Source organism: Rathayibacter sp. AY1B6, from assembly GCF_002932755.1.
In the GTDB taxonomy this organism is placed as follows: domain Bacteria; phylum Actinomycetota; class Actinomycetes; order Actinomycetales; family Microbacteriaceae; genus Rathayibacter.
In genome coordinates, this window is record NZ_PSWL01000017.1 from 26,572 (window position 1) to 48,897 (window position 22,326).

Sequence of the window (22,326 nt, forward strand, 5' to 3'; positions counted from 1 at the left end):
CTCACGAGCGCATCCTCAGGCCGCGCGGATTGGCGACGAATCCGGCGGCGACGAGCGCATCGCCGAAGGGGGTGCCGAGCGCGAAGACGCCGTCGATCTTCTCGACGGTCAGCTTCTCGACCCCGCGGGAGCGGACCAGCTGCGAGAGGGCGCCGGCCGCGTCGGCGAGGGCCGCCTCGTCGGCGGTGAAGGTGAGGGCCGTCTTGCCGCCGCGCTCGAGGTAGACCGCGAGCGTTCCGTCGACGACCGCGACCAGCGCGCCGGCCTTCCGACCGGGGCGGTGCCCCTCGCCCTGCGGCCACGGTAGAGCGGCGCCGAACGGATTCGCGGGGTCGGTCGCCGCGAGGGCGAGCACCGGCCGCGAGCGCTCCTGCGCCTCGTCCTGCGGGGCGAACGTGCGGAGCCGGTCGACGCTGCCGGCCGTGCCGAACTGCGCTGCTCCCAGCTTCTCGATGAAGTAGCCCCTCCGAGCGCGGCCCTGCTGCTCGAAGCCGCTCAGCACCTTGTAGGCGAGGGCGAAGCCGCCGAGGACGCCCTCGGCCTGCACGGAGCCGCGGGTGACGATCCCGTACCGCTCGAGCAGCGTCTCGCCGAGCGCGTGCCCGCGGATCGTCGCGTCGGACTCCGCGAGCGGCACGATCGACCAGCGGCCGCCGGCGGTCGGGGGCCCGACGCGGGTGGCCATCGTGGGACGGGCGGTCATCCGGCCCCGGGGTGCGCGAGCGCGGGCGGGGGCGCGCGGCTGGCGGTGCGCGCCGCCGGTCGATCCGACGAGGGTGCGCAGCGGCGCCAGGGTGTCGTTCGTGACGAGTCCCGCCCAGACCAGCTCCCACAGGGCCTCGACGAGGCCGGCGTCGTCGGTGGAGCCGACCGCGTCGGAGAGCTGGCGGAAGAAGTAGCCGCCGCCCGATCCGAGCACGCCGACGATCTCCTGCTGGAGCTCGGTCAGCGTCATGGACTCGGCGGCGGGGACGGGGAGGGTCAGCCCGGCCGTGTCGGCGAGGTGGAGGCTCACCCAGCCGTCGTTGCCGGGGAGGGTGCCCGCGCCGGCCCAGAGGACCTCGCCGGTCGCGGTGAGCTCGTCGAGCATCGCCGGGGAGTAGTCGCGCACCCGCGCGGGCAGGATCAGCGACTCCCAGGCGGACGCGGGGATGGGCGCGCCGGCCAGCTGGTCGATCACGGAGGCGACGCCGTCGATGCCGCGGAGCGAGCCGCCGACGTGCTGCCAGGCGGGGAGGAAGCGGGCGTACGCGGCCGCGTCGACCGGCTCGACCTCCTTGCGGAGCGCGGCGAGCGAGCGGCTGCGCAGGCGGCGCAGCACCTCGGCGTCGCACCACTCCGTCCCGGTGCCGGTGGGACGGAACTCGCCCTCCGAGACGCGGCGCTCGCCCGCGAGGCGCCGCAGAGTGTCGGTGACGACCGCGACTCCGAGGCCCAGGCGAGTGGCGACGGCGGCGGCGGTGAAGGGGCCGTGGGTGCGCGCGTAGCGGGCGACGAGGTCGCCGAGCGGATCGCGGACCGGTTCGATGAAGGCGACGGGGACGCCGATCGGCAGGGGCACGCCGAGGGCGTCGCGGAGCCGGGAGGCGTCCTCCATCGCGGCGTACCGCTGCTCGCCGCCGAGACCGACGGGCAGGACGCGCTTGGCCTTCACGAGCGCGGCCACGTCGGCCTCGAGCACCGGGCGCTCGATCGCGGGCGCCTTCGCGACGTCCGCCGAGGCGACCGACTCGTCGACCAGGCGCTCACCGAGCTCGTCGAGCGTCAGCGGCCCGAGCAGCCGGAGCAGGTCGGCGGCGCCCTCGAGGCCGCGGAGGCGGCGCTCCGGCTCCACGCGCTGCAACTCGCGCTCGATCTGCGCGAGGACCGCCGGGTCGAGCAGCTCGCGCAGCTCCGCCCGGCCGAGCAGCTCGCCGAGGAGCGTCGCATCGACCGAGAGCGCGGCGGCGCGGCGCTCGGCGAGCGGGCTGTCGCCCTCGTACATGAAGGCCGCGACGTAGCCGAAGAGCATGGACCGCGCGAACGGACTGGCCGTCGGCGTCTCGACCTCGAGGATCCGCAGCTCGCGTCCGTCCAGCCGCGCGGCCAGCCGGAGCAGCGCGGGCAGGTCGTAGACGTCCTGGAGGCACTCGCGGACGGTCTCGAGGATGATCGGGAAGGTCGGGTAGGTGCGGGCGACGTCGAGCAGCTGCGCCGCCCGCTGCCGCTGCTGCCAGAGCGGGGAGCGCTTGCCCGGGTTGTACCTCGGGAGCAGGAGCGCCCGCGCCGCGCACTCGCGGAACCGGGCGGCGAAGAGGGCGGAGCCGCCGACCTCGCTCGTGACCAGCTGCTCCAGCTCCTCGCGCTCGAACAGGAACAGCTCGGAGCCCGGCGGCTCCGACTCGGTGTCGGGGATCCGCACGACGATGCCGTCGTCGCCGGCCATCGCCGCTCCGTCGATGCCGTGCCGCTCGCGGACGCGGGCGCCGATGGCGAGCGCCCAGGGCGAGTGCACCTGCATCCCGTACGGGGAGTGCAGCACCAGCCGCCAGTCGCCCAGCTCGTCGCGGAAGCGCTCGAGCACGAGGGTGCGGTCGTCGGGGATCTGCCCGGTGGCCAGGCGCTGCTCGTCGAGGAACGAGAGGAGGTTGTTGGTCGCGTACACGTCGAGCCCGGCCGCCGTGCAGCGCTCGCGGGCCGTCTCGGGAGCGGCGGCGCCCACCTCGCGGGTGAACGCTCCGATCGCCTCGCCGAGCTCGGCGGGGCGTCCCTGCGAGTCGCCCTTCCAGAACGGGAGCCGCCCCGGCTCGCCGAACGCGGGCGTCACGATCACGCGGTCGTAGGTGATCTCCTGGATGCGCCAGCTCGTGGCTCCGAGCGCGAAGACGTCGCCGACGCGGGACTCGTAGACCATCTCCTCGTCGAGCTCGCCGACGCGGTTGCCGGTCGAGCCCGGCTCGCCGACCATGAACACGCCGAAGAGCCCGCGGTCGGGGATGGTGCCGCCGCTGGTGACGGCCAGGCGCTGGGCGCCGGGCCGGCCGGTGAGCGTGTTCGCGTCGCGGTCCCAGACGAGGCGCGGCCGCAGCTCCGCGAACCGGTCGGAGGGGTAGCGGCCCGAGAGCAGGTCGAGGGTCGCCTCGTAGGCGGAGCGGGGCAGGGACACGAACGGGGCGCTGCGGCGGACGGTGTCGAACCAGTCGTCCACGTCGAGGCTCTCGAGGGCCGTCGCGGCGACCGTCTGCTGGGCGAGGATGTCGAGCGGGTTCGCGGGGACGGCGATCGCCTCGATCAGGCCCGAGCGCATCCGCTCCGTCGTCACGGCGGAGTGGAGCAGGTCGGCCCGGTGCTTGGGGTAGAAGGACCCGCGCGAGACCTCGCCGACCTGGTGGCCGGCGCGGCCCACGCGCTGCAGGGCACTCGCGACCGAGGGCGGCGTCTCGACCTGGACGACGAGGTCGACCGCGCCCATGTCGATCCCGAGCTCGAGGCTCGAGGTCGCGACCACGCAGCGCAGGCGGCCGGACTTCAGGTCGTCCTCGATGATCGCGCGCTGCTCCTTGCTCACCGATCCGTGGTGGGCGCGGGCGAGCAGCGGCTCCTCGTCGGGCGCGGACTGCCCGGTGCCGCTCGTCCCTCCGGCCGCTCCCATCGCCTCGGCGGGGGAGCGGCGGGCGGAGGAGGACGAGGCCTCGGCGAGCAGGGCCCCGACCGCGACGGGCTCGCCCGCCTCGCGTGCGCGCTCGGCGGCCAGCTCGCGGCGCTCCGCGTAGATCTCGTTGAGCCGAGCGGTCAGCCGCTCGGCGAGGCGGCGGGAGTTCGCGAAGACGATCGAGGAGGTGTGCGCGAGGACCCGGTCGACGATCGACTCCTCGACGTGCGGCCAGATCGACCCGCTCTGCGCACCGGTGGCCCCCATCGTCGATCCGTCCTGCGGAGCCGCCGTCCCCAGTTCGGACATGTCCTCGACCGGGACGACGACGCTGAGGTCCCACTGCTTCTCGGACGCCGGAGCCACGATCGCGACGGGGGAGCGGCCGGCGAGGAACCGGGCCACCTCCTCGCGCGGGCGCACCGTCGCCGAGAGGCCGATGCGCTGCACCGGCTTCGGGAGCAGGGCGTCGAGGCGCTCGAGGGAGACGGCCAGGTGCGCGCCGCGCTTGGTCGACGCGACCGCGTGGACCTCGTCGACGATGACCGTCTCGACGCCGCGGAGCGACTCGCGCGCCGCCGAGGTGAGCATGAGGTAGAGGGACTCGGGGGTCGTGATCAGGATGTCCGGCGGCGTCTTCTGCAGAACGCGCCGCTCGGCGGCGGGCGTGTCTCCCGACCGCACCCCGACGGTGACCGTGGCCGGCGCGCTGCCGATCCCCTCGGCGCTGAGCCGCAGCGCCGTCTGCGTGACGCCGACGAGCGGCGAGCGGAGGTTGCGCTCGACGTCGACGCCGAGAGCTTTCAGCGGCGAGACGTAGAGCACGCGAGTGCGGTGCTGCGGATCCTCCGGCGGCGGGCCCTGCACGAGCCGGTCGATCGCCCAGAGGAAGGCCGAGAGCGTCTTGCCGGAGCCGGTGGGAGCGACCACCAGGGCGTGCGCTCCGCTGGAGATGGCGGACCAGGCGCCTTCCTGGGCGGCGGTCGGCGCCGGGAACGCGCCCTCGAACCACGCGCGCGTGGCGGGGGAGAAGCGCTCGAGGACGTCCGGCATGCACTCATCCTCCCTGCCACCTCCGACATTGCCGGGGCCGCCGCCCGGAGGCGAGCCCTTGACTCGGGGGAGCCCGTCCGTCAGGCGAAGCCGAGACGCACGAACGTGCCGATGTCGGCGAGCTCGGCCTGCCCGACTCCGTGGGCGACGCCCTCGTAGACCCGCGCGTCGAGCGCCGTGTGCTCCGGGAACCAGTCCGCCGCGTCCCGCACGAGCTCCTCCGGGATCACCGTGTCGAGCGTCCCGCGGCCCCAGAACACTGGAGGACGCTCGCGGGCGAGCCGCTCGTCCGCGTCGTCGCCCTCGGCGAGCGGGACCACGAATCCGGACAGGGCGACCGCGAAGACGAAGCGGCCCGGCGCGCGCCGCAGCAGCTGCACCGCCAGAGCTGCGCCCTGGGAGAAGCCCAGCAGGCCGACCGGACCCGGGTGCCCCAGAGCGTCCAGCCACTCGATCACCCCCGCCGCCGCCGCCTCGACGGCCTCGGGATCGGCCCGCGGCTCGTCCGGCACCAGCGGCACTCGGAGGGGCCACCACGCGTTCGCCCCGCCGCCCAGAGCGAGCGGAGCCCGCAGGGACGCGAGGACCGGCTCCAGCGGCAGGTAGGCGCCGAGCGAGAACAGGTCCCCCTCGTGCGAGCCGTAGCCGTGCAGCAGCACCAGGAGGGGCCTGCCGACGCGGTCGCGCTCGGAGGAGGACCACAGCACCGCGTTCGCGTCGATTCCCATCGCACCATCATCCCCCTGAGCGCGGGATCGCCGCCGCCGGTCGGAACACCAGCCGCGAAGGGTGAGAATGGCTGCATGAGCGTGCGCACCCCTGACCCGAACTCCGGGTGGCTGTCCGACGACGAACTCGCCGAGATCCGCCGGCGGCTCCCGCTGCTGTACGTGGAGGCCGTGCCCGTCCGCGTCGACGGGCTCGGGCAGGTCACCGAGGTCGGCGTGCTCCTGCGCGCGACCTCCTCCGGCCAGATCACCCGCACGATCGTCTCCGGCCGGGTGATGTACGGCGAGACGCTGCGCGACGCGCTGTTCCGCCACCTCGAGAAGGACCTCGGCCCCATGGCCTTCCCCCTCCTCCCGGCGAGCCCGCTCCCCTTCCACGTCGCCGAGTACTTCCCCATGCCCGGCATGGGACCGTTCACGGACGACCGCCAGCACGCGGTCTCGCTCGCCTACGTGGTTCCGGTGACCGGGACCTGCGACCCCCGCCAGGACGCGCTCGAGCTCACCTGGATGACGCCCGACGAGGCCTGCTCCGACGCGATCTCGGCCGAGATGGAGGGCGGGCGGGGCGCGCTGCTCCGCGCCGCCTTGGCCTCCGTCGGGCGTCTGTCTTAGCGGCGCGGAGCGGTCTTCTTGCGCGCCGCGGTCGGCTCTCAGGGACGGCCGGGCGGATGGAGCGTCGGGCGTTCGCCTAGACGGACTCGCTGGCACGCGAATCCGCCGTTCGGCTCGTGGACCCGGTGTCCCACTCGGCCTCCTGCGACGGGGCGTGGAGAGGTGGCGGCGCTGACCGGCGACGGCGCAGCGAAGGGGATCGCCGACTCGCGACGCGGTGAGGACTTCCGGACCTCCCTGCGCGGGACTCCGCCCTGAGATGTTAAGCGAGAACGACGAAGGGCCGGAGCCTGCGACCGAGAGTCGCGGGCTCCGGCCCTCCGTGATCCTGTCGTCCTCACCAGGACGCGCGCTGTCCCGCGATCACCGATCGCCCGGCCCCCGGACCAGCCGCTCCCCGCGAGGCGAACGGTCGATCCGCGTGCGAGCGGATCGGCCTAGCCGGTCGTGACTCGCTCTGCGGATCGCGACCGTCCTGCCGGCCGACCGCGGTGCGCCGCTCCGCGGCGCACTCGAAGGCACAGGCGAACGGTCGATCCGCGTGTCAGCGGATCGGCCTAGCCGTTCGCGACACGCTCTGCGCGTCGCAACCGTGCTTGAAGCCGACCGCGGTGCGCCGCTCCGCGGCGCACGAAACGGTTCAGCCCTGCGCGCGCCGTCCGCCGCGGCGGGCGCCGCCGCCGGCGGACTCGCGGGCGGGAGCGGCCGAGGCTGCTCCACCGGTCGCGGTGCTGTAGAACGAGCGCGATCCGCCCGAGGTCGAGGGGGCGCCGGCGGCCGAGCGGCTGCGGCCTCCGCGGGCGCCGCCGCGGGCGGGTCCCTCGGCGGCGGTGCGGTCGCGGCGGGGGCGGTCGCCTCCGCCGGTCGCGGCGCCCGTCGAGCGTCCGCCGCGGGGTGCGGCGGTGCCCTCGGTGCGGGCCGCGCGCTTGCGCTGCGCGTTGGCGCCCTGCGAGCGTCCGCCCTGCGACTGGCCGCGGGCGGGCTCGACGACCGCGCTGGGGGTGACGTACGGAGCGACGTCGCCGACGAGCTTCGCGACGGCGGCCGAGTCGGCGGTCACCTGCTGGGGCGCGACCTGGATCGCGGCCTTGCGCAGGAGGGTCTTCACGTCGCTGCGCTGCGTGGGCAGGACGACGGTGACGACGTCTCCCTCGCTGCCGGCGCGGGCGGTGCGGCCCGAGCGGTGCAGGTACGCCTTGTGCTCCATCGGCGGGTCGACGTGGATGACGAGCTCGACGTCGTCGACGTGCACGCCGCGGGCGGCGACGTCGGTGGCGACGAGGACCTTGACGGTGCCGGCGCCGAACGCGGCGAGGTTGCGGTCGCGGGCGACCTGCGAGAGGTTGCCGTGCAGGTCGACCGCGGGGATGCCCTGGCCGGTGAGCTGCTTGGCGAGCTTCTTCGCGTGGTGCTTGGTGCGCATGAAGAGGATGCGGCGGCCGGTGCCGGACGCGAGCGTCTTCACGAGCGCGTTCTTGGCGTCGAGGCCGTCGACCTCGAACACGTGGTGGGTCATCAGCGCGACGGGCGAGTTGGCCTCGTCGACCGAGTGGAGCACCTCGTTCTGGAGGTACTTCTTGACCAGCTTGTCCACGCCGTTGTCGAGCGTCGCGGAGAACAGCAGGCGCTGCCCGCCGCGGGGGGTCTTGTCGAGGATGCGCGTGACGACCGGCAGGAAGCCGAGGTCGGCCATGTGGTCGGCCTCGTCGAGCACGGTGATCTCGACGGCGTCGAGGTTCACGAAGCCCTGCTTCATCAGGTCCTCGAGGCGGCCCGGGCAGGCCACGACGATGTCGACGCCCTGCTTGAGCGCCGCGACCTGGCGCTGCTGCGAGACGCCTCCGAAGATCGTGGTGGTGACGATGCCGTAGGCGTCGGCGAGGGGCTGCATCGCGGCGGTGATCTGCGTGGCGAGCTCGCGGGTCGGCGCGAGGACGAGTCCGAGCGGGCGGCCGGGCCGGCGGCGTCCGCCGGCGAGGGAGCCGCCGAGGCGGGCGATCATCGGGATGGAGAAGGCGAGGGTCTTGCCGGAGCCGGTCTTGCCGCGGCCGAGGACGTCGCGTCCGCCGAGCGTGTCGGGCAGGGTGTCGACCTGGATCGGGAAGGGCTCGGTGATGCCGCTCGCGGTGAGCGCGGCCACGAGGGGGGCCGGCACGCCGAGGGCGCTGAAGGAGAGGGGGGTGTTCGACATGGAGTGGTGCCTTTCGGGGGCATCATGCCGATCGAGGACGCGCAGGCGGTGGCCGGGGGCGCGGGTGATCGGCGTTCGGGCGAAGGTGACGGTGGTCACATCCGTTCGCCGTACGATTCGGTGCGCGCGGCCGGGGGCCTCATGCACGTGCGCCAGATGGTCGGGACGGATCCTCGACGGTCAGAGTCCTAGGGGACAAGGGGCGTTCTACGACGCGGGGGAGCGCAGTCGCTGCGCTCGCACCCTCCTACTCTAGTGGATGCCGATCCATCCGCGCATCGCGGCCTGCACGCGGGAGCCGTCGAGGTCGCTCAGCTTGGTTCCGACGAAGTCGCCCGCCCAGTCCGAGGTCTGCACGCGGAAGGCCGGCTCCGGGTCGCGCAGCGTCTTCAGGATGACGGCGGCGACGTCGGACGGGTCCTGCGCGTGGGTCGAGGAGAAGGACGACGCGGCGCGGTCGAGATAGGCGCCGAGCGCCGGCGCGTAGGGGCCGGCCTGCGCGAGCATCGCCGCCGCGTCGATGCCGACGTTCTCGACGAAGCTGCTGCGGACCGCTCCCGGCTCCATCAGCGACACGTGGACGCCGACGGAGGCGGCGACCGGGGCGAGCGCCTCGAAGAACCCCTCGACCGCGAACTTCGCCGCGCAGTAGTCCTCGTTGAAGGGCTGCCCGATCGCGCCGCCGACGCTCGAGACGGTGACGATGCGGCCGCGGGACGAGCGCAGCATCGGCAGCGCGGCGCGGGTGACCGCGACGGTGCCGAAGAAGTTGACCTCCATCACGCGGCGCAGCTCCTCCGGATCCTCCAGCTCGAGGGTGCCGAGATGGCCGGCTCCGGCGTTGTTCACGAGGGCGTCGAGACCACCGAGCTCCTCCTCCACGGCGCGGAGGCACCCGGCGACGGAGTCCGCGTCGGTCACGTCGAGCGCCCGCAGGTCGAGCTCGACGCGGGCCTCGGCGGCGGCGGCGCGCAGGCCCTCCGCCCGCTCCGGATCCCGCACCGTGGCGACCACCCGCCAGCCTGCGCGTGCGGCCTCGATCGCGGTGGCGCGGCCGATGCCGGTGGAGGTTCCGGTGACGAGGAGGACGGGACGGGGCATGCGGCTTTCCTGCTTTCCGGCGCGGGACGGCGCCGCCCGGAGGCTATCGGCCGACCCTCCGAGAACGTCCAGGGTCGGCGTCAGCCCCGGTAGCGCTCGCCGACCGGCACCTCGACCGCCAGCCGGTTGCCCGCCTGGGCGAGCGGGCAGGCCCAGGCGGGGTCGTAGGCGCAGGAGGGGTTGTAGGCGAAGTTGAAGTCGAGCACCAGCGTCCCCGGGGCGGAGCCCGGGCCGAGGTCGGCGCCCTTCACGGTGTCCAGGAGGTAGCGGCCGCCGCCGTAGGTGCCGCCGGGCGTCCCCGCGAGGGCGTCCTTGACCGGCAGGAACAGGCCCCCGCCGTAGGAGGCGAGCCGCCAGACGTCGAGGCTGCCGGCGTCGGGCACCTCGACCGTGCCGATCAGCTCGAAGGGGACGGTGCCGTCGGTGCCGGTCTCGACGTCCATCCGCCGCGCCTCCTCGGCGGGAGCCACCTCGAGCTCGAAGCGCCAGGCCGCGTCGTAGGGCGCGATCGGCAGCGAGCGGAAGTGCGTGCGATCGGCCGGCAGGAGCGGAGTGGAGGGGTGCTGCGCGAAGAGCGCGTTACGCCCGCGGATCCAGGACGCGTGCGCGGCGAGCAGGTCCACGTTCGAGAGCCGACGCACCTCCGCGTAGAGGGCCTGGACGTGGCGGCGCCAGTCCGACACCTCGACCGCGGTCGTGAGGCGGCGGCGGGGCGAGACGGCGTCGTCGTCGTCCTGCTCCTCCTCCTCGGCGGAGGGCCACTGCAGCCGCAGGAGCTCCGAGCGCGACAGCTCGGTCTCCTCCTCGGCGACGCCGTCGGGGCTCATGCGGCGGACTCCCCGCGCGGGCGGGTGTCGGCGCCGAGATCGTGGCGCCAGGTCGGGGCGAGGGAGCGGATGCGGATGCCGCGCCACTGCCAGAACGCCCACATCGACGGCCAGAGCGCGGCCGAGGCGAGGCCCGCCGAGAACTCGAGGCGGTCACGGAAGAGTGTGCGCCCGTCGGGGAGCGGGGCCACGGCCATGCGGTGGTCCCATGCGGTGATGAGGCGGAGGGAGCCGGTGAGCGGCCCGCCGCTGTCGCGCAGGATCCGCACATCGGGCATCGAGGGGACGCGGCGGTAGGAGAGGTCGATCTCCTGCGCTCCCATCGGCACGATCCCGAGGGCGTCCATCGCGACCTCGTGGGAGCCCAGCCCCCAGGTCGGGCGGAAGCCGCCCTCGTCCAGCGACGCGGCGGTCAGGAGCGGGGACATCACCTCCCGGAACACGGCCGGACTCTGCAGGGCGCGCCAGGCGGAGTCGGCGTCGGTGTCGAGCACGTGCTTGAGCATCACCTTCACGAGGGACATCCTCCTCCGCCCGCCCCTGCGCGGGAACCGGGTGCGCGCGGAGCCCCGGACGTGTATGCGCGTCAGGGCTCGCTAGCGTGTCAGGGTGACCGCTCCCGCCGCCTCCGTCGACCAGTCGACCTATCAGATCCGCTTCGAGTGGGGCGCCCGCGCCCTCCGCGTGCTCGCCCCCGCCCACGTCACGGTGCTCGTCGACGCCCTGCCCGGAGGCGAGGGCCCGGACCTCGGGGCAGTGGAGGGCCGCGTCGTCCGCTCGGGCCTGGCCGACCGCTCGGCCGTCGCCCGCTGGATTCTGGAGCGCCAGCACGAGAACGGCGGGCGCACCAGCGTCAACGTGATCGCCCTGGGCGACGTCGACGAGAGCGGAGCGGCGCGGTTCGCGATGGAGGACCAGCTGGCCGCCGGCGCCGTCGTCGACGCGCTCATCGGGCTGGGCATCGATCACGTCTCGCCCGAGGCCGCGGTGGCCTGCGCGTCCTACGAGGGCCTGCGCCGGGCGTGCGCGCACCTGTTCACCGCGTCCGAGTCCGGCCGTCTGCTCGCCGCCGAGGGGCGGGCGGACGAGGTCCGCGCCGCCGCGAGGGTCGACACCGTCGACGAGGTGGCGATCCTCCGCTGACCCGCCGCTCCGGCGGGCGCTGCCTCCGCGCGGTGCTGGACGTCCGCGGAGCGCACAAGCCCCTGCGGATCGGAGCCGCCGCCTCGACCACGCGCCCGCCCCCGGCGTAGCGTTCGGCGGAGGCGGTCCCTCCGCCCCCGCCCCGACCGAAAGCTGGCCCGCATGAAAGCCGTTCTCCACGACGTCGTCCTCGCCGACGCCCCCGACTCCGACCTGATCTCGATCGAGGGCAACTGGTACTTCCCGCCGTCGAGCATCGCCGAGGGCGTGCTCGTCGAGAGCCCGACCCCCTACACCTGCCCGTGGAAGGGCGAGTGCCAGTACTTCTCGGTGCAGACCGGCGACGGTCTGCAGAAGGACAAGGCCTGGTCGTACCCGCACCCCTACCCGACGGCGTTCGACCGCGTCGGCAAGGACTTCTCGGGCTACGTCGCCTTCGACCGCTCGGTCCGCGTCTCCGACTGACCCGTCCCGCCGCGGCGCTGCTCCCGGTGCCGCGGCGGTCCGTCAGCCGCGCGGGGCGGCGGCGCGCGCCCGGTAGGCCCGGACCTTCGCCCGGTTCCCGCAGCGCTGCATCGAGCACCAGCGGCGCGAACCGGCGCGCGACGTGTCGAGGTAGAGCATCCGGCACTCCGGATCCGCGCAGCGCCGCAGCCGTCCGGCCACGGCCGGCCCCAGCAGCCCCACGGCCTCGCGGGCGATCGACGCGAGCGCCTGCCGGCCCGCCGCGTGGAGCCGTCCGGCCTGCCGCGATCCGCCGCTCAGCACCGGCGGGATGTCGGGCATCGCTGCGACCAGGTTGACCACGTCGACGTCGCGCGGATCGAGAGCGGTGCCGGCCTCGGCCGCGACGGCCAGGCGCGCGATCGCGCCCCGGAGCATCAGCGCGTCGTCCAGGCGCGCGTCCCGGCTGTCGGGGCCGACCGCCTCGAAGCGCTCGGCGAGCCAGGCGGCCAGGGCGGCGTCGGAGTCGAGGTGCTCGGCCGCGCCCGCGGGCAGTGCTCCGGTCGTGGCGAAGTCGAGTGCGAGGCTGCCGGAGTCGAACCACCAGCGTCGGCCGTCGGCCTCGGGGAGCCACTGGCCGGTGACCGGGGTGCGGCCGCCGTGCGGAGCCTCGTCCGGGCTCACGGCGCCGGGACCGGTCGGCGGCGCCACTGGATCGCGTTCGCGGGCTCGAACCGGCGCGCGCAGCGGCCGCAGGCCAGGGGCCGGGTGGGTCGGCGGTGCCGGTAGAAGAGGTGGCCGCCCGGGCAGGTGCCGACCCACGGAGCGAGCTCGTCCGCGGTCGGGTTGCTGTGGGTGCGCGATCCCGTGTAGCCGAGCCGCCCAGCGATCCGCCGCCACTGAGGTCCGTGCCCGGCGTCGGGACCGGCGAGCGCGTGCGCGACCTCGTGCAGGAGGGTCTGCCGGACCTCCTCGTCGCTCCAGCGGGCGGCGAGGTGGCGCGAGACCGTGATCCGGCGGCGCGTCCAGTGGCAGGCGCCGCCGCGGGTGCGGGCGTGGTCGAGCGCGAAGGACCAGGAGGGGTCGAGGTGCTCCTCGATCAGCGCGTCGGCCCAGCGGGCCACGTCGTCGAGGTCGGCCACCGGTGGCGCTGCCTAGGACTCGTCGCCGTCGGCGCGGCGGCGGCCGCGGGCGGTGCCGTCGGCGCGGGGTGCGCGGTCGGACCCGTCCTGGAACTCGGACGCGGCGGCGTAGCCCAGGCGCGCGACCTCGAGCTCCTCCTCGGGGACCCCGACGCGCTCGCCGAGTGCGGTCGCGGCGTCGAAGTCGCGCATCGCCCGGCCGTACTCGCCCAGCTCGAAGAAGGTGAGGCCGCGGTGCTTGAGCGCGAAGGAGTGCTCGAGGTGCCACTCGTGCGTGCGCGCCTCCTCGACGCAGAGCGCGAGCTCCGAGAGGGCCTCGTCGGTGCGGCCCCGGAGCTGCATGAGGCGGGCGCGGCGGACGCGGGCGGTGAGCAGCTCGGCGCGGTCGCCGGAGAAGCGGGTGCGGCGGACGGCCTCGTTCGCGAGGTCCCACGCCTCGTCGACGCGCCCGAGCAGGCGCAGCAGCTCCGCCTTCTCGGTGAGCGCGGCGAGGCTGCGCAGCGCGCCGATCTCCTCCAGGCGCTCCTGGGCGGCGTCGACGTCGATCTCCTCGTGGAGGGTCGCGGGGTCGTGGCGGATGATGATGCTCAGGGCGATGCTTCCTCGTGGAGTGCGGATCCGGATCGTCGCGCGCGGCGGACGAGAGGACGGTCGGGGGCGCTGACCCCGGCGTCGAGTGTACCGGCGGGTCCCCGGACGGCGCCCCGACGCGCGGCCCGGGTCAGCCCCGTCGCACCTGGAAGATGCTCCGCGCCGGCAGCGGCGACGGGGTCGCGGTCTCGTCCGTGACGACGAGGGCGCCGGCGATGAAGTTCTCGAGCTCCCGTCCCTGCACGAGCTTGGAGGGCGCGGGGTCGGAGGCGAGGCGCCGCGGCAGGCCGTCGAGCGGCAGCGGATCGGCGGAGGCGAGCATCACCACGTTCCCGAAGCGCTTGGCCTTGAGCATCTGGGTGTCGGTCATGATCGCGGTGTGCGCGAAGACGGAGGCGAGCGTCGCGGCCTGGGCGCGGGCGAAGGCGAGCGCACCGCCGTCGGCCACGTTCACGGCGACGAGGCCGCCGGGGGCGAGCAGCGGCGCGATCGCCCGGTAGAACTCGGCGCTGGTCACGTGCGCGGGCGTGCGCGCGCCCGAGAAGATGTCGACCACGACCACGTCGACCGTGCCGCGCAGCCCGGGCGGCAGCTTGCCGAGCACCTCGCGGGCGTCGCCCTGGCGGATGCGGATCTGCGCCCCACGGGGGAGCGGGAGCGCCTCGCGCACCAGCTCGACCAGAGCGCCCTCGATCTCGACGACCTGCTGGCGCGAGCCCGGCCGGGTCGCGGCGACGTAGCGGGGGAGGGTCAGCGCTCCGGCTCCCAGGTGCAGCGCCGTGACGCTCTCGCCCTCGGGGGCGACGAGGTCGATCGCGTGGCCGATCCGGCGGACGTACTCGAAGGAGAGGTGCGTCGGGTCCGCGAGGTCGACGTGCGACTGCGGAGTGCCGTCGACGACCAGGGTCGCCGCCTCGGGCGAGTGCCGGTCGGGCTCGATCTGCGCGGTGTACCCGCTGGCGAGCACGGCGCGAGGGTGCTCGGAGTCGTCTCCGCGTCGGCGGCCGGTGCGTTCCTGCATCCGACCAGTCTGCCGCGACGGCGGGATCGCGGGGCTCCGCGCCCCGGCCCGCTCGGGACGATCCGGGAGGCCGTGGCCTCGTATACCGGACCCCGCGGGGCGGCGCAAGCATCCGCACTTGCGCGGCGTGGCGCGATGCGGCTATATTCGTACTTTGCGCTCCCGAGTACCCATGCCCTCATATCGCGGTCGGCAGGTCACCGGAACCCGGCATCAGATGGTGGATGCCGTTGCCACACTCTAGCCCCGCCCCCAAGACCGAGTCGCCTCGGTCCGCACGGCGTGCGGGCAGGGGTGGCGGCCCGTCCGGCGGGAGCCCACTCCACACATCCCACAGATTGAGACCCGCGAGGGTCTACGGAGGTTCCTTCCTTGGCTGCTGCGTCCACCGCGACCACCACCTCACCCAAGAACGGACGCGGAGCTTCGCGTCTCTCGTTCGCCAAGATCAGCGACACCCTGACCGTTCCGGATCTGCTCGCGCTGCAGACCGAGAGCTTCGACTGGCTCGTCGGCTCGGAGGCGTGGAAGACCCGCGTCGCCGAGGCGAAGGCCGCCGGCCGGGAGGACCTCCCCGCCAACTCCGGACTCGACGAGATCTTCGAGGAGATTTCCCCGATCGAGGACCTCAGCGAGACGATGCAGCTGAGCTTCACGAACCCGTACCTCGAGCCCGAGAAGTACACGATCGAGGAGTGCAAGGAGCGCGGCAAGACCTACGCCGCTCCGCTGTACGTCGAGGCCGAGTTCATGAACCACCTCACGGGTGAGATCAAGACCCAGACGGTCTTCATGGGCGACTTCCCGCTGATGACCGAGAAGGGCACGTTCATCATCAACGGCACCGAGCGTGTCGTCGTGTCCCAGCTCGTGCGCAGCCCCGGCGTCTACTTCGAGCGCCAGCAGGAGAAGACGTCCGACAAGGACATCTACTCCGCCCGCGTCATCCCGAGCCGCGGCGCCTGGCTCGAGTTCGAGATCGACAAGCGCGACCAGGTCGGCGTGCGCATCGACCGCAAGCGCAAGCAGTCGGTCACCGTGTTCCTCAAGGCCCTCGGCCTGACGAGCGAGGAGATCCTCGAGCAGTTCGCCGGCTACGAGTCGATCGAGCTGACCCTCGAGAAGGACAACATCCTCACCAAGGAGGACGCCCTCCGCGACATCTACCGCAAGCTCCGTCCGGGCGAGCAGGTCGCCGCCGAGGCCGCCCGCGCGCTGCTGGACAACTTCTACTTCAACTCCAAGCGCTACGACCTCGCGAAGGTCGGCCGCTACAAGATCAACCGCAAGCTCGGCATCGACAAGGCGCTGTCCGACTCGGTGCTGACGGTCGAGGACATCATCGCGACCATCAAGTACCTGGTCGCCCTGCACGACGGCCGCACCGCCCTCCCCGGCGTGCGCGACGGCGAGGCGGTCGAGCTGCGTCTGGACGTCGACGACATCGACCACTTCGGCAACCGCCGCATCCGCGCGGTCGGCGAGCTGATCCAGAACCAGGTCCGCACCGGACTGTCCCGCATGGAGCGCGTCGTCCGCGAGCGCATGACCACGCAGGACATCGAGGCGATCACCCCGCAGACCCTGATCAACGTGCGCCCCGTCGTCGCCGCGATCAAGGAGTTCTTCGGGACCAGCCAGCTGTCGCAGTTCATGGACCAGAACAACCCGCTCGCGGGTCTGACCCACAAGCGCCGCCTGTCGGCGCTCGGCCCCGGCGGACTCTCCCGTGAGCGCGCCGGCGTCGAGGTCCGCGACGTCCACCCCTCGCACTACGGCCGCATGTGCCCGATCGAGACCCCGGAAGGCCCGAACATCGGCCTGATCGGTTCGCTCGCGTCCTTCGCGCGCATCAACTCGTTCGGCTTCATCGAGACGCCGTACCGCAAGGTCGTCGACGGCACCGTCACCTCGCAGATCGACTACCTCACCGCGTCCGAGGAGGACGAGTACCTGGTCGCCCAGGCGAACGCCCCCCTCACGAAGGACTTCCGCTTCGCGGAGGGCAAGGTCCTGGTCCGCCCCAAGGGCGGAGAGGTCGAGCTCGTCGACGCCGAGCGCGTCCACTACATGGACGTCTCGCCGCGCCAGATGGTCTCGGTCGCGACCTCGCTGATCCCGTTCCTCGAGCACGACGACGCGAACCGCGCGCTCATGGGCGCGAACATGCAGCGTCAGGCCGTCCCGCTGCTGCGCAGCGAGTCGCCCGTCGTCGGAACCGGCATGGAGGGCTTCGCGGCCATCGACGCCGGCGACGTCATCACCGCCGACAAGGCCGGTGTCGTCCAGGAGGTCTCCGCCGACTCCGTCACCGTCCAGCTGGACGAGGGCGGCACGCAGACCTACTTCCTCCGCAAGTTCGACCGCTCCAACCAGGGCACCTCGTACAACAACCGCGTGGTCGTCTCGGCCGGCGAGCGCATCGAGGTCGGCGAGGTCGTCGCCGACGGCCCCGCCACCGAGAACGGCGAGCTCGCGCTGGGCAAGAACCTGCTCGTCGCGTTCATGCCGTGGGAGGGCCACAACTTCGAGGACGCGATCATCCTCAGCCAGAACCTGGTGAAGGACGACGTCCTCTCCTCGATCCACATCGAGGAGTACGAGGTCGACGCCCGCGACACCAAGCTCGGCAAGGAGGAGATCACCCGCGACCTCCCCAACGTCAGCCCGGAGCTCCTGGCCGACCTGGACGAGCGCGGCATCATCCGCATCGGAGCCGAGGTCCGCCCCGGCGACATCCTCGTCGGCAAGGTCACGCCCAAGGGCGAGACCGAGCTCTCGGCCGAGGAGCGCCTGCTCCGCGCGATCTTCAACGAGAAGAGCCGCGAGGTCCGCGACACGTCGCTGAAGGTGCCCCACGGCGAGCAGGGCACGATCATCGGCGTCAAGGTGTTCGACGCGCAGGACGGCGACGACGAGCTCGGCTCGGGCGTCAACCAGCGCGTGGTCGTCTACATCGCCCAGAAGCGCAAGATCACCGAGGGCGACAAGCTCGCCGGCCGCCACGGCAACAAGGGCGTCATCTCGAAGATCCTGCCGGTCGAGGACATGCCGTTCCTCGCCGACGGCACCCCGGTCGACATCGTCCTCAACCCGCTCGGCGTCCCCGGCCGCATGAACTTCGGCCAGGTCCTCGAGATCCACCTCGGGTGGATCGCGAAGCAGGGCTGGAAGGTCGAGGGCCAGCCGGAGTGGGCCGCGCGCCTGCCCGAGCACGCCCGCGAGGCGGCGCCCGGCACCAAGGTCGCGACCCCCGTCTTCGACGGTGCGGCGGAGGAGGAGCTCGCAGGGCTGCTCGACTCCACCACCCCGACCCGCGACGGAGAGCGCCTGATCGGCTCGTCCGGCAAGACGCAGCTGTTCGACGGCCGCTCCGGGGAGCCCTTCCCGGACCCGGTCTCGGTCGGCTACATGTACATCCTGAAGCTGCACCACCTCGTCGACGACAAGATCCACGCGCGCTCGACGGGCCCGTACTCGATGATCACCCAGCAGCCGCTCGGTGGTAAGGCGCAGTTCGGCGGACAGCGCTTCGGCGAGATGGAGGTGTGGGCCCTCGAGGCCTACGGCGCCGCCTACGCCCTCCAGGAGCTCCTCACCATCAAGTCGGACGACATCCTCGGCCGCGTGAAGGTGTACGAGGCCATCGTCAAGGGCGAGAACATCCAGGAGCCCGGCATCCCGGAGTCCTTCAAGGTCCTCATCAAGGAGATGCAGTCCCTGTGCCTGAACGTCGAGGTCCTCTCGGCCGACGGCACCGCGGTCAGCCTGCGCGACACCGATGACGAGGTCTACCGCGCCGCGGAAGAGCTCGGCATCAACATCTCCTCCCGGTTCGAGTCGTCCTCCGTCGACGACATCTGATCCGCGCCAGCCTCCGACGACTCCCGTCTCTGACGAGACACCCTGTTTTCCGACAAGGAGAAAACATTGCTCGACGTAACCACTTTCGATGAGCTGCGCATCGGCCTCGCGACGGCCGATGACATCCGTCGCTGGTCGCACGGTGAAGTGAAGAAGCCCGAGACCATCAACTACCGCACCCTGAAGCCCGAGAAGGACGGACTGTTCGGCGAGCAGATCTTCGGACCCTCTCGCGACTGGGAGTGCTCCTGCGGCAAGTACAAGCGAGTCCGCTTCAAGGGCATCGTCTGCGAGCGCTGCGGCGTCGAGGTCACCAAGTCCTCGGTCCGCCGCGAGCGGATGGGCCACATCGAGCTCGCCGCCCCCGTCACCCACATCTGGTACTTCAAGGGCGTCCCCTCGCGCCTCGGATACCTGCTGGACATGGCGCCGAAGGACCTCGAGAAGGTCATCTACTTCGCGGCGTACATGATCATCGACGTGGACGACGACGGCCGTCACGCCGACATGCCCGGTCTCGAGAACGAGCTCCGGCTCGAGATCAAGACCCTCTCGGACCAGCGCGACTCCCGCATCGCGGACCGCCTGGCGCGCCTGGAGACCGACCTCGCCGCTCTGGAGGCGGAGGGCGCCAAGAGCGACCAGAAGCGCCGCACCAAGGACGGCGCCGAGAAGGAGATGGGCCAGATCCGCAAGTCCTTCGACGAGGACATCGCGCGGCTCGAGAGCGTGTGGGAGCAGTTCCGCACCCTCAAGGTCGGCGACCTCAAGCCCGAGGACGCGGTCTTCAACGAGCTCGTCGACCGGTACGGCGTCTACTTCGAGGCCTACATGGGCGCCGAGGCGATCAAGAAGCGCCTCGAGCAGTTCGACCTCCAGGCCGAGGCCGAGACGCTTCACCTGCAGATCGCCGAGGGCAAGGGTCAGAAGAAGATCCGCGCCATCAAGCGCCTGCGCGTCGTCAACTCGTTCCTCGCCACCGGCAACTCGCCGGCCGCGATGGTCCTCGACGTCGTCCCGGTCATCCCGCCGGAGCTGCGCCCGATGGTGCAGCTCGACGGAGGCCGGTTCGCGACGAGCGACCTGAACGACCTCTACCGTCGCGTGATCAACCGCAACAACCGCCTCCGCCGCCTGCTCGACCTCGGTGCCCCCGAGATCATCGTGAACAACGAGAAGCGCATGCTCCAGGAGGCGGTCGACGCCCTCTTCGACAACGGCCGCCGCGGCCGCCCCGTCACCGGAACCGGCAACCGCGCCCTGAAGTCCCTGAGCGACATGCTCAAGGGAAAGCAGGGTCGCTTCCGCCAGAACCTGCTGGGCAAGCGCGTCGACTACTCGGGCCGCTCGGTCATCATCGTCGGCCCTCAGCTCAAGCTGCACCAGTGCGGTCTGCCCAAGCAGATGGCGCTGGAGCTGTTCAAGCCGTTCGTGATCAAGCGCCTGATCGACCTGTCGCACGCGCAGAACATCAAGGCCGCCAAGCGCATGGTGGAGCGCTCGCGCCCGCAGGTGTGGGACGTGCTCGAGGAGATCATCCGCGAGCGCCCCGTCCTGCTGAACCGCGCGCCCACGCTGCACCGTCTCGGCATCCAGGCCTTCGAGCCCCAGCTGGTCGAGGGCAAGGCGATCCAGCTGCACCCTCTCGTCTGCGCCGCCTTCAACGCGGACTTCGACGGCGACCAGATGGCCGTCCACCTGCCGCTGTCCGTCGAGGCCCAGGCCGAGGCGCGCATCCTGATGCTCGCGTCGAACAACATCCTCAAGCCCTCGGACGGCCGTCCGGTCACCCTGCCCACGCAGGACATGATCATCGGCCTCCACCACCTGACGACGATCCGCGAGGGCGCCGCCGGCGAGGGCCGCGCGTTCTCCTCCGTCTCGGAGGCGATCCTCGCGAAGGACCAGGGCTCGCTGCACCTGAACTCGAAGGTCAGGATCCGCATGTCGGACGTGTACTTCGCGCAGGGTCAGGCCCCCGAGGGCGTCGAGATCGACGAGAACGGCAAGGTCACCGCGCCGGTCCTCCTCGAGACCACGCTCGGCCGCGCCCTCTTCAACGAGGCGCTGCCGGTGGACTACCCCTACTTCGAGCAGGTCGCCGACAAGACGACCATCTCCGGGATCGTCAACGACCTCGCGGAGCGCTACCCGAAGGTGGAGGTCGCCGCCTCGCTCGACCGGATCAAGGACGCCGGCTTCTACTGGGCCACCCGCTCGGGTGTCACCGTGGCGCTGTCCGACATCCTCACGCCTCCGTCGAAGCCCGAGATCATCGCGGGCTACGAGAAGAAGGCCGCCAAGGTCGAGTCCGAGTACGACAAGGGTCTGACCACTCAGGCCGAGCGCCGCCAGGAGCTCGTGAAGATCTGGACCGAGGCGACCGACGAGGTCGCCAAGGCCATGCGCGCGAACTTCCCGACGGACAACACCATCAACCGCATGGTCACCTCCGGTGCCCGCGGAAACTGGCTGCAGGTGCGCAACATCGCCGGCATGCGAGGCCTGGTGAACAACCCGAAGGGCGAGATCATCGCCCGACCGATCATCTCCTCGTACCGCGAGGGCCTGTCGGTCGCCGAGTACTTCATCGCCACGCACGGTGCCCGCAAGGGCCTGGCCGACACCGCGCTCCGCACCGCGGACTCGGGCTACCTGACGCGTCGACTCGTCGACGTCTCGCAGGACGTCATCATCCGCGAGGAGGACTGCGGCACCTCGAAGGGCCTCGACCTGCCGATCATGCTCCAGGACGCCACCGGCGCCTGGATCAAGGACTCCAACGTCGAGAACTCCGTCTACGCCCGTTCGCTCGCCACCCCGGCGTCGAACGAGGCCGGCGAGCTCGTCGCCGAGGCCGGCGAGGACGTGGGCGACGTGCTCATCGAGAAGCTGGTCGGAGCGGGCGTGCGCCACATCAAGGTGCGCTCCGTCCTGACCTGCGAGTCCGCCGTCGGCGTCTGCGCGGCCTGCTACGGCCGCTCGCTCGCCACCGGCAAGCTCGTCGACATCGGAGAGGCCGTCGGCATCATCGCGGCCCAGTCGATCGGCGAGCCCGGCACGCAGCTCACGATGCGCACCTTCCACACCGGTGGATCGGCCTCGGCCGACGACATCACGCAGGGTCTTCCCCGCGTGCAGGAGCTCTTCGAGGCCCGCACCCCCAAGGGCGCGTCGCCGATCGCGGAGGCCGCCGGCCGGATCACCATCGAGGACACCGACCGTGCCCGCCGCGTCATCCTCCAGCCGGACAACGGCGACGAGGCGGTCATCTACCCGGTGCTCAAGCGCTCGCAGCTCCTCATCGAGGACGGCCAGCACGTCGAGCTCGGGCAGCAGCTGCACGTCGGAACGGTCGACCCCAAGGAGGTCCTGCGCGTGCTGGGCGTCCGCGAGGTCCAGAAGCACCTGGTGGGCGGCGTCCAGGGCGTCTACCGCTCGCAGGGTGTGCCGATCCACGACAAGCACATCGAGGTCATCGTGCGTCAGATGCTCCGCAAGGTCACCGTGGTCGACCACGGCGACACGGAGCTGCTGCCGGGCGAGCTCGTCGACCGCTCGCGCTACAGCGAGGTCAACCGTGCGGCTCTGACCGAGGGCAAGCGGACCGCGTCCGCCCGCCAGGAGGTCATGGGCATCACCAAGGCCTCGCTCGCGACCGAGTCGTGGCTGTCGGCCGCGTCCTTCCAGGAGACCACCCGCGTCCTGACGCAGGCGGCCATGGAGGGCAAGCGCGACCCGCTGATGGGCCTGAAGGAGAACGTGATCATCGGAAAGCTGATCCCGGCGGGAACCGGTCTGCCCAAGTACCGGAACGTGTCGGTCGAGGCGACCGAGGAGGCGAAGGCCGAGCGGTACCCCAACCGCATCTTCGCCGACGACGCCGCGTTCAGCGACGCCGACCTCTCGTTCGTGGACTTCGACTCGTTCTCGAGCGACGGCTACGAGCCGGGCAACTACAGCTGATTGAGATGA

Annotated in this window: 15 protein-coding genes; 5 read left to right on the forward strand and 10 right to left on the reverse strand. The window is 72.3% G+C overall.

Features of this window, described 5'->3' with window-relative positions:
- Position 1: 1 nt before the first annotated feature.
- Positions 2–4,684: an ATP-dependent helicase gene (locus tag C5D08_RS10485; protein WP_104276994.1), complete on the reverse strand. Its 4,683-nt coding sequence runs from the start codon at positions 4,682–4,684 to the stop codon at positions 2–4.
- A gap of 80 nt (positions 4,685–4,764) precedes the next feature.
- On the reverse strand, positions 4,765–5,412 hold the full coding sequence (locus tag C5D08_RS10490) for an alpha/beta hydrolase (protein WP_104276995.1): 648 nt from the start codon (positions 5,410–5,412) through the stop codon (positions 4,765–4,767).
- Between the two features lie 75 nt (positions 5,413–5,487).
- Here C5D08_RS10490 and C5D08_RS10495 point away from each other — a divergent pair, with 75 nt between their 5' ends.
- Complete coding sequence (locus tag C5D08_RS10495; protein WP_104276996.1) at positions 5,488–6,027, forward strand: NUDIX hydrolase family protein; 540 nt, start codon at positions 5,488–5,490, stop codon at positions 6,025–6,027.
- A gap of 640 nt (positions 6,028–6,667) precedes the next feature.
- Here the strand turns inward: C5D08_RS10495 and C5D08_RS10500 are convergent.
- The 4 genes from C5D08_RS10500 to C5D08_RS10520 form a co-directional block, all read right to left on the reverse strand.
- Positions 6,668–8,218, reverse strand: a complete 1,551-nt coding sequence (locus tag C5D08_RS10500) for a DEAD/DEAH box helicase (RefSeq protein ID WP_104276997.1) — start codon at positions 8,216–8,218, stop codon at positions 6,668–6,670.
- A 252-nt stretch (positions 8,219–8,470) separates the two neighbouring features.
- Positions 8,471–9,319 (reverse strand): SDR family oxidoreductase, encoded by an 849-nt coding sequence (locus C5D08_RS10510; protein WP_104276999.1) that lies wholly within the window; start codon positions 9,317–9,319, stop codon positions 8,471–8,473.
- 80 nt (positions 9,320–9,399) lie between these two features.
- Positions 9,400–10,146 (reverse strand): DUF1684 domain-containing protein, encoded by a 747-nt coding sequence (locus C5D08_RS10515; protein ID WP_104277000.1) that lies wholly within the window; start codon positions 10,144–10,146, stop codon positions 9,400–9,402.
- Entirely contained in the window at positions 10,143–10,670 is a 528-nt protein-coding gene (locus tag C5D08_RS10520; protein ID WP_258065059.1) for a hypothetical protein, read from the reverse strand. Before C5D08_RS10520 ends, C5D08_RS10515 begins: the two co-directional genes overlap by 4 nt.
- 85 nt (positions 10,671–10,755) lie before the next feature.
- Between C5D08_RS10520 and C5D08_RS10525 the strand changes: the two genes are divergently transcribed.
- Entirely contained in the window at positions 10,756–11,289 is a 534-nt protein-coding gene (locus C5D08_RS10525) for a 2-phosphosulfolactate phosphatase (protein ID WP_104277001.1), read from the forward strand.
- A gap of 162 nt (positions 11,290–11,451) precedes the next feature.
- Positions 11,452–11,754, forward strand: a complete 303-nt coding sequence (locus C5D08_RS10530) for a DUF427 domain-containing protein (protein WP_104277002.1) — start codon at positions 11,452–11,454, stop codon at positions 11,752–11,754.
- Between the two features lie 42 nt (positions 11,755–11,796).
- Here the strand turns inward: C5D08_RS10530 and C5D08_RS10535 are convergent, their stop codons facing one another.
- From C5D08_RS10535 to C5D08_RS10550, 4 genes are all read right to left on the reverse strand, one after another.
- Positions 11,797–12,417 (reverse strand): CGNR zinc finger domain-containing protein, encoded by a 621-nt coding sequence (locus C5D08_RS10535; RefSeq protein WP_104277026.1) that lies wholly within the window; start codon positions 12,415–12,417, stop codon positions 11,797–11,799.
- Entirely contained in the window at positions 12,414–12,875 is a 462-nt protein-coding gene (locus C5D08_RS10540) for a SprT-like domain-containing protein (protein ID WP_104277003.1), read from the reverse strand. The genes C5D08_RS10535 and C5D08_RS10540 overlap by 4 nt, the downstream gene beginning before the upstream one ends.
- A gap of 12 nt (positions 12,876–12,887) precedes the next feature.
- On the reverse strand, positions 12,888–13,217 hold the full coding sequence (locus tag C5D08_RS17010) for a hypothetical protein (protein WP_181110095.1): 330 nt from the start codon (positions 13,215–13,217) through the stop codon (positions 12,888–12,890).
- A gap of 379 nt (positions 13,218–13,596) precedes the next feature.
- A complete protein-coding gene (locus tag C5D08_RS10550; protein WP_104277004.1) occupies positions 13,597–14,487 on the reverse strand; it encodes a spermidine synthase in 891 nt (296 codons plus the stop codon).
- 372 nt (positions 14,488–14,859) lie between these two features.
- Here C5D08_RS10550 and rpoB point away from each other — a divergent pair, with 372 nt between their 5' ends.
- Together rpoB and C5D08_RS10560 are read left to right on the forward strand one after the other, a co-directional pair.
- The gene (rpoB, locus tag C5D08_RS10555) at positions 14,860–18,351 is read left to right on the forward strand and encodes a DNA-directed RNA polymerase subunit beta (RefSeq protein WP_104247589.1); all 3,492 of its coding nucleotides are present in this window, start codon (positions 14,860–14,862) and stop codon (positions 18,349–18,351) included.
- A 66-nt stretch (positions 18,352–18,417) separates the two neighbouring features.
- Positions 18,418–22,317, forward strand: coding sequence for a DNA-directed RNA polymerase subunit beta' (locus C5D08_RS10560; RefSeq protein WP_104224580.1), 3,900 nt, complete (start codon positions 18,418–18,420; stop codon positions 22,315–22,317).
- The last annotated feature ends 9 nt before the right edge of the window (positions 22,318–22,326 follow it).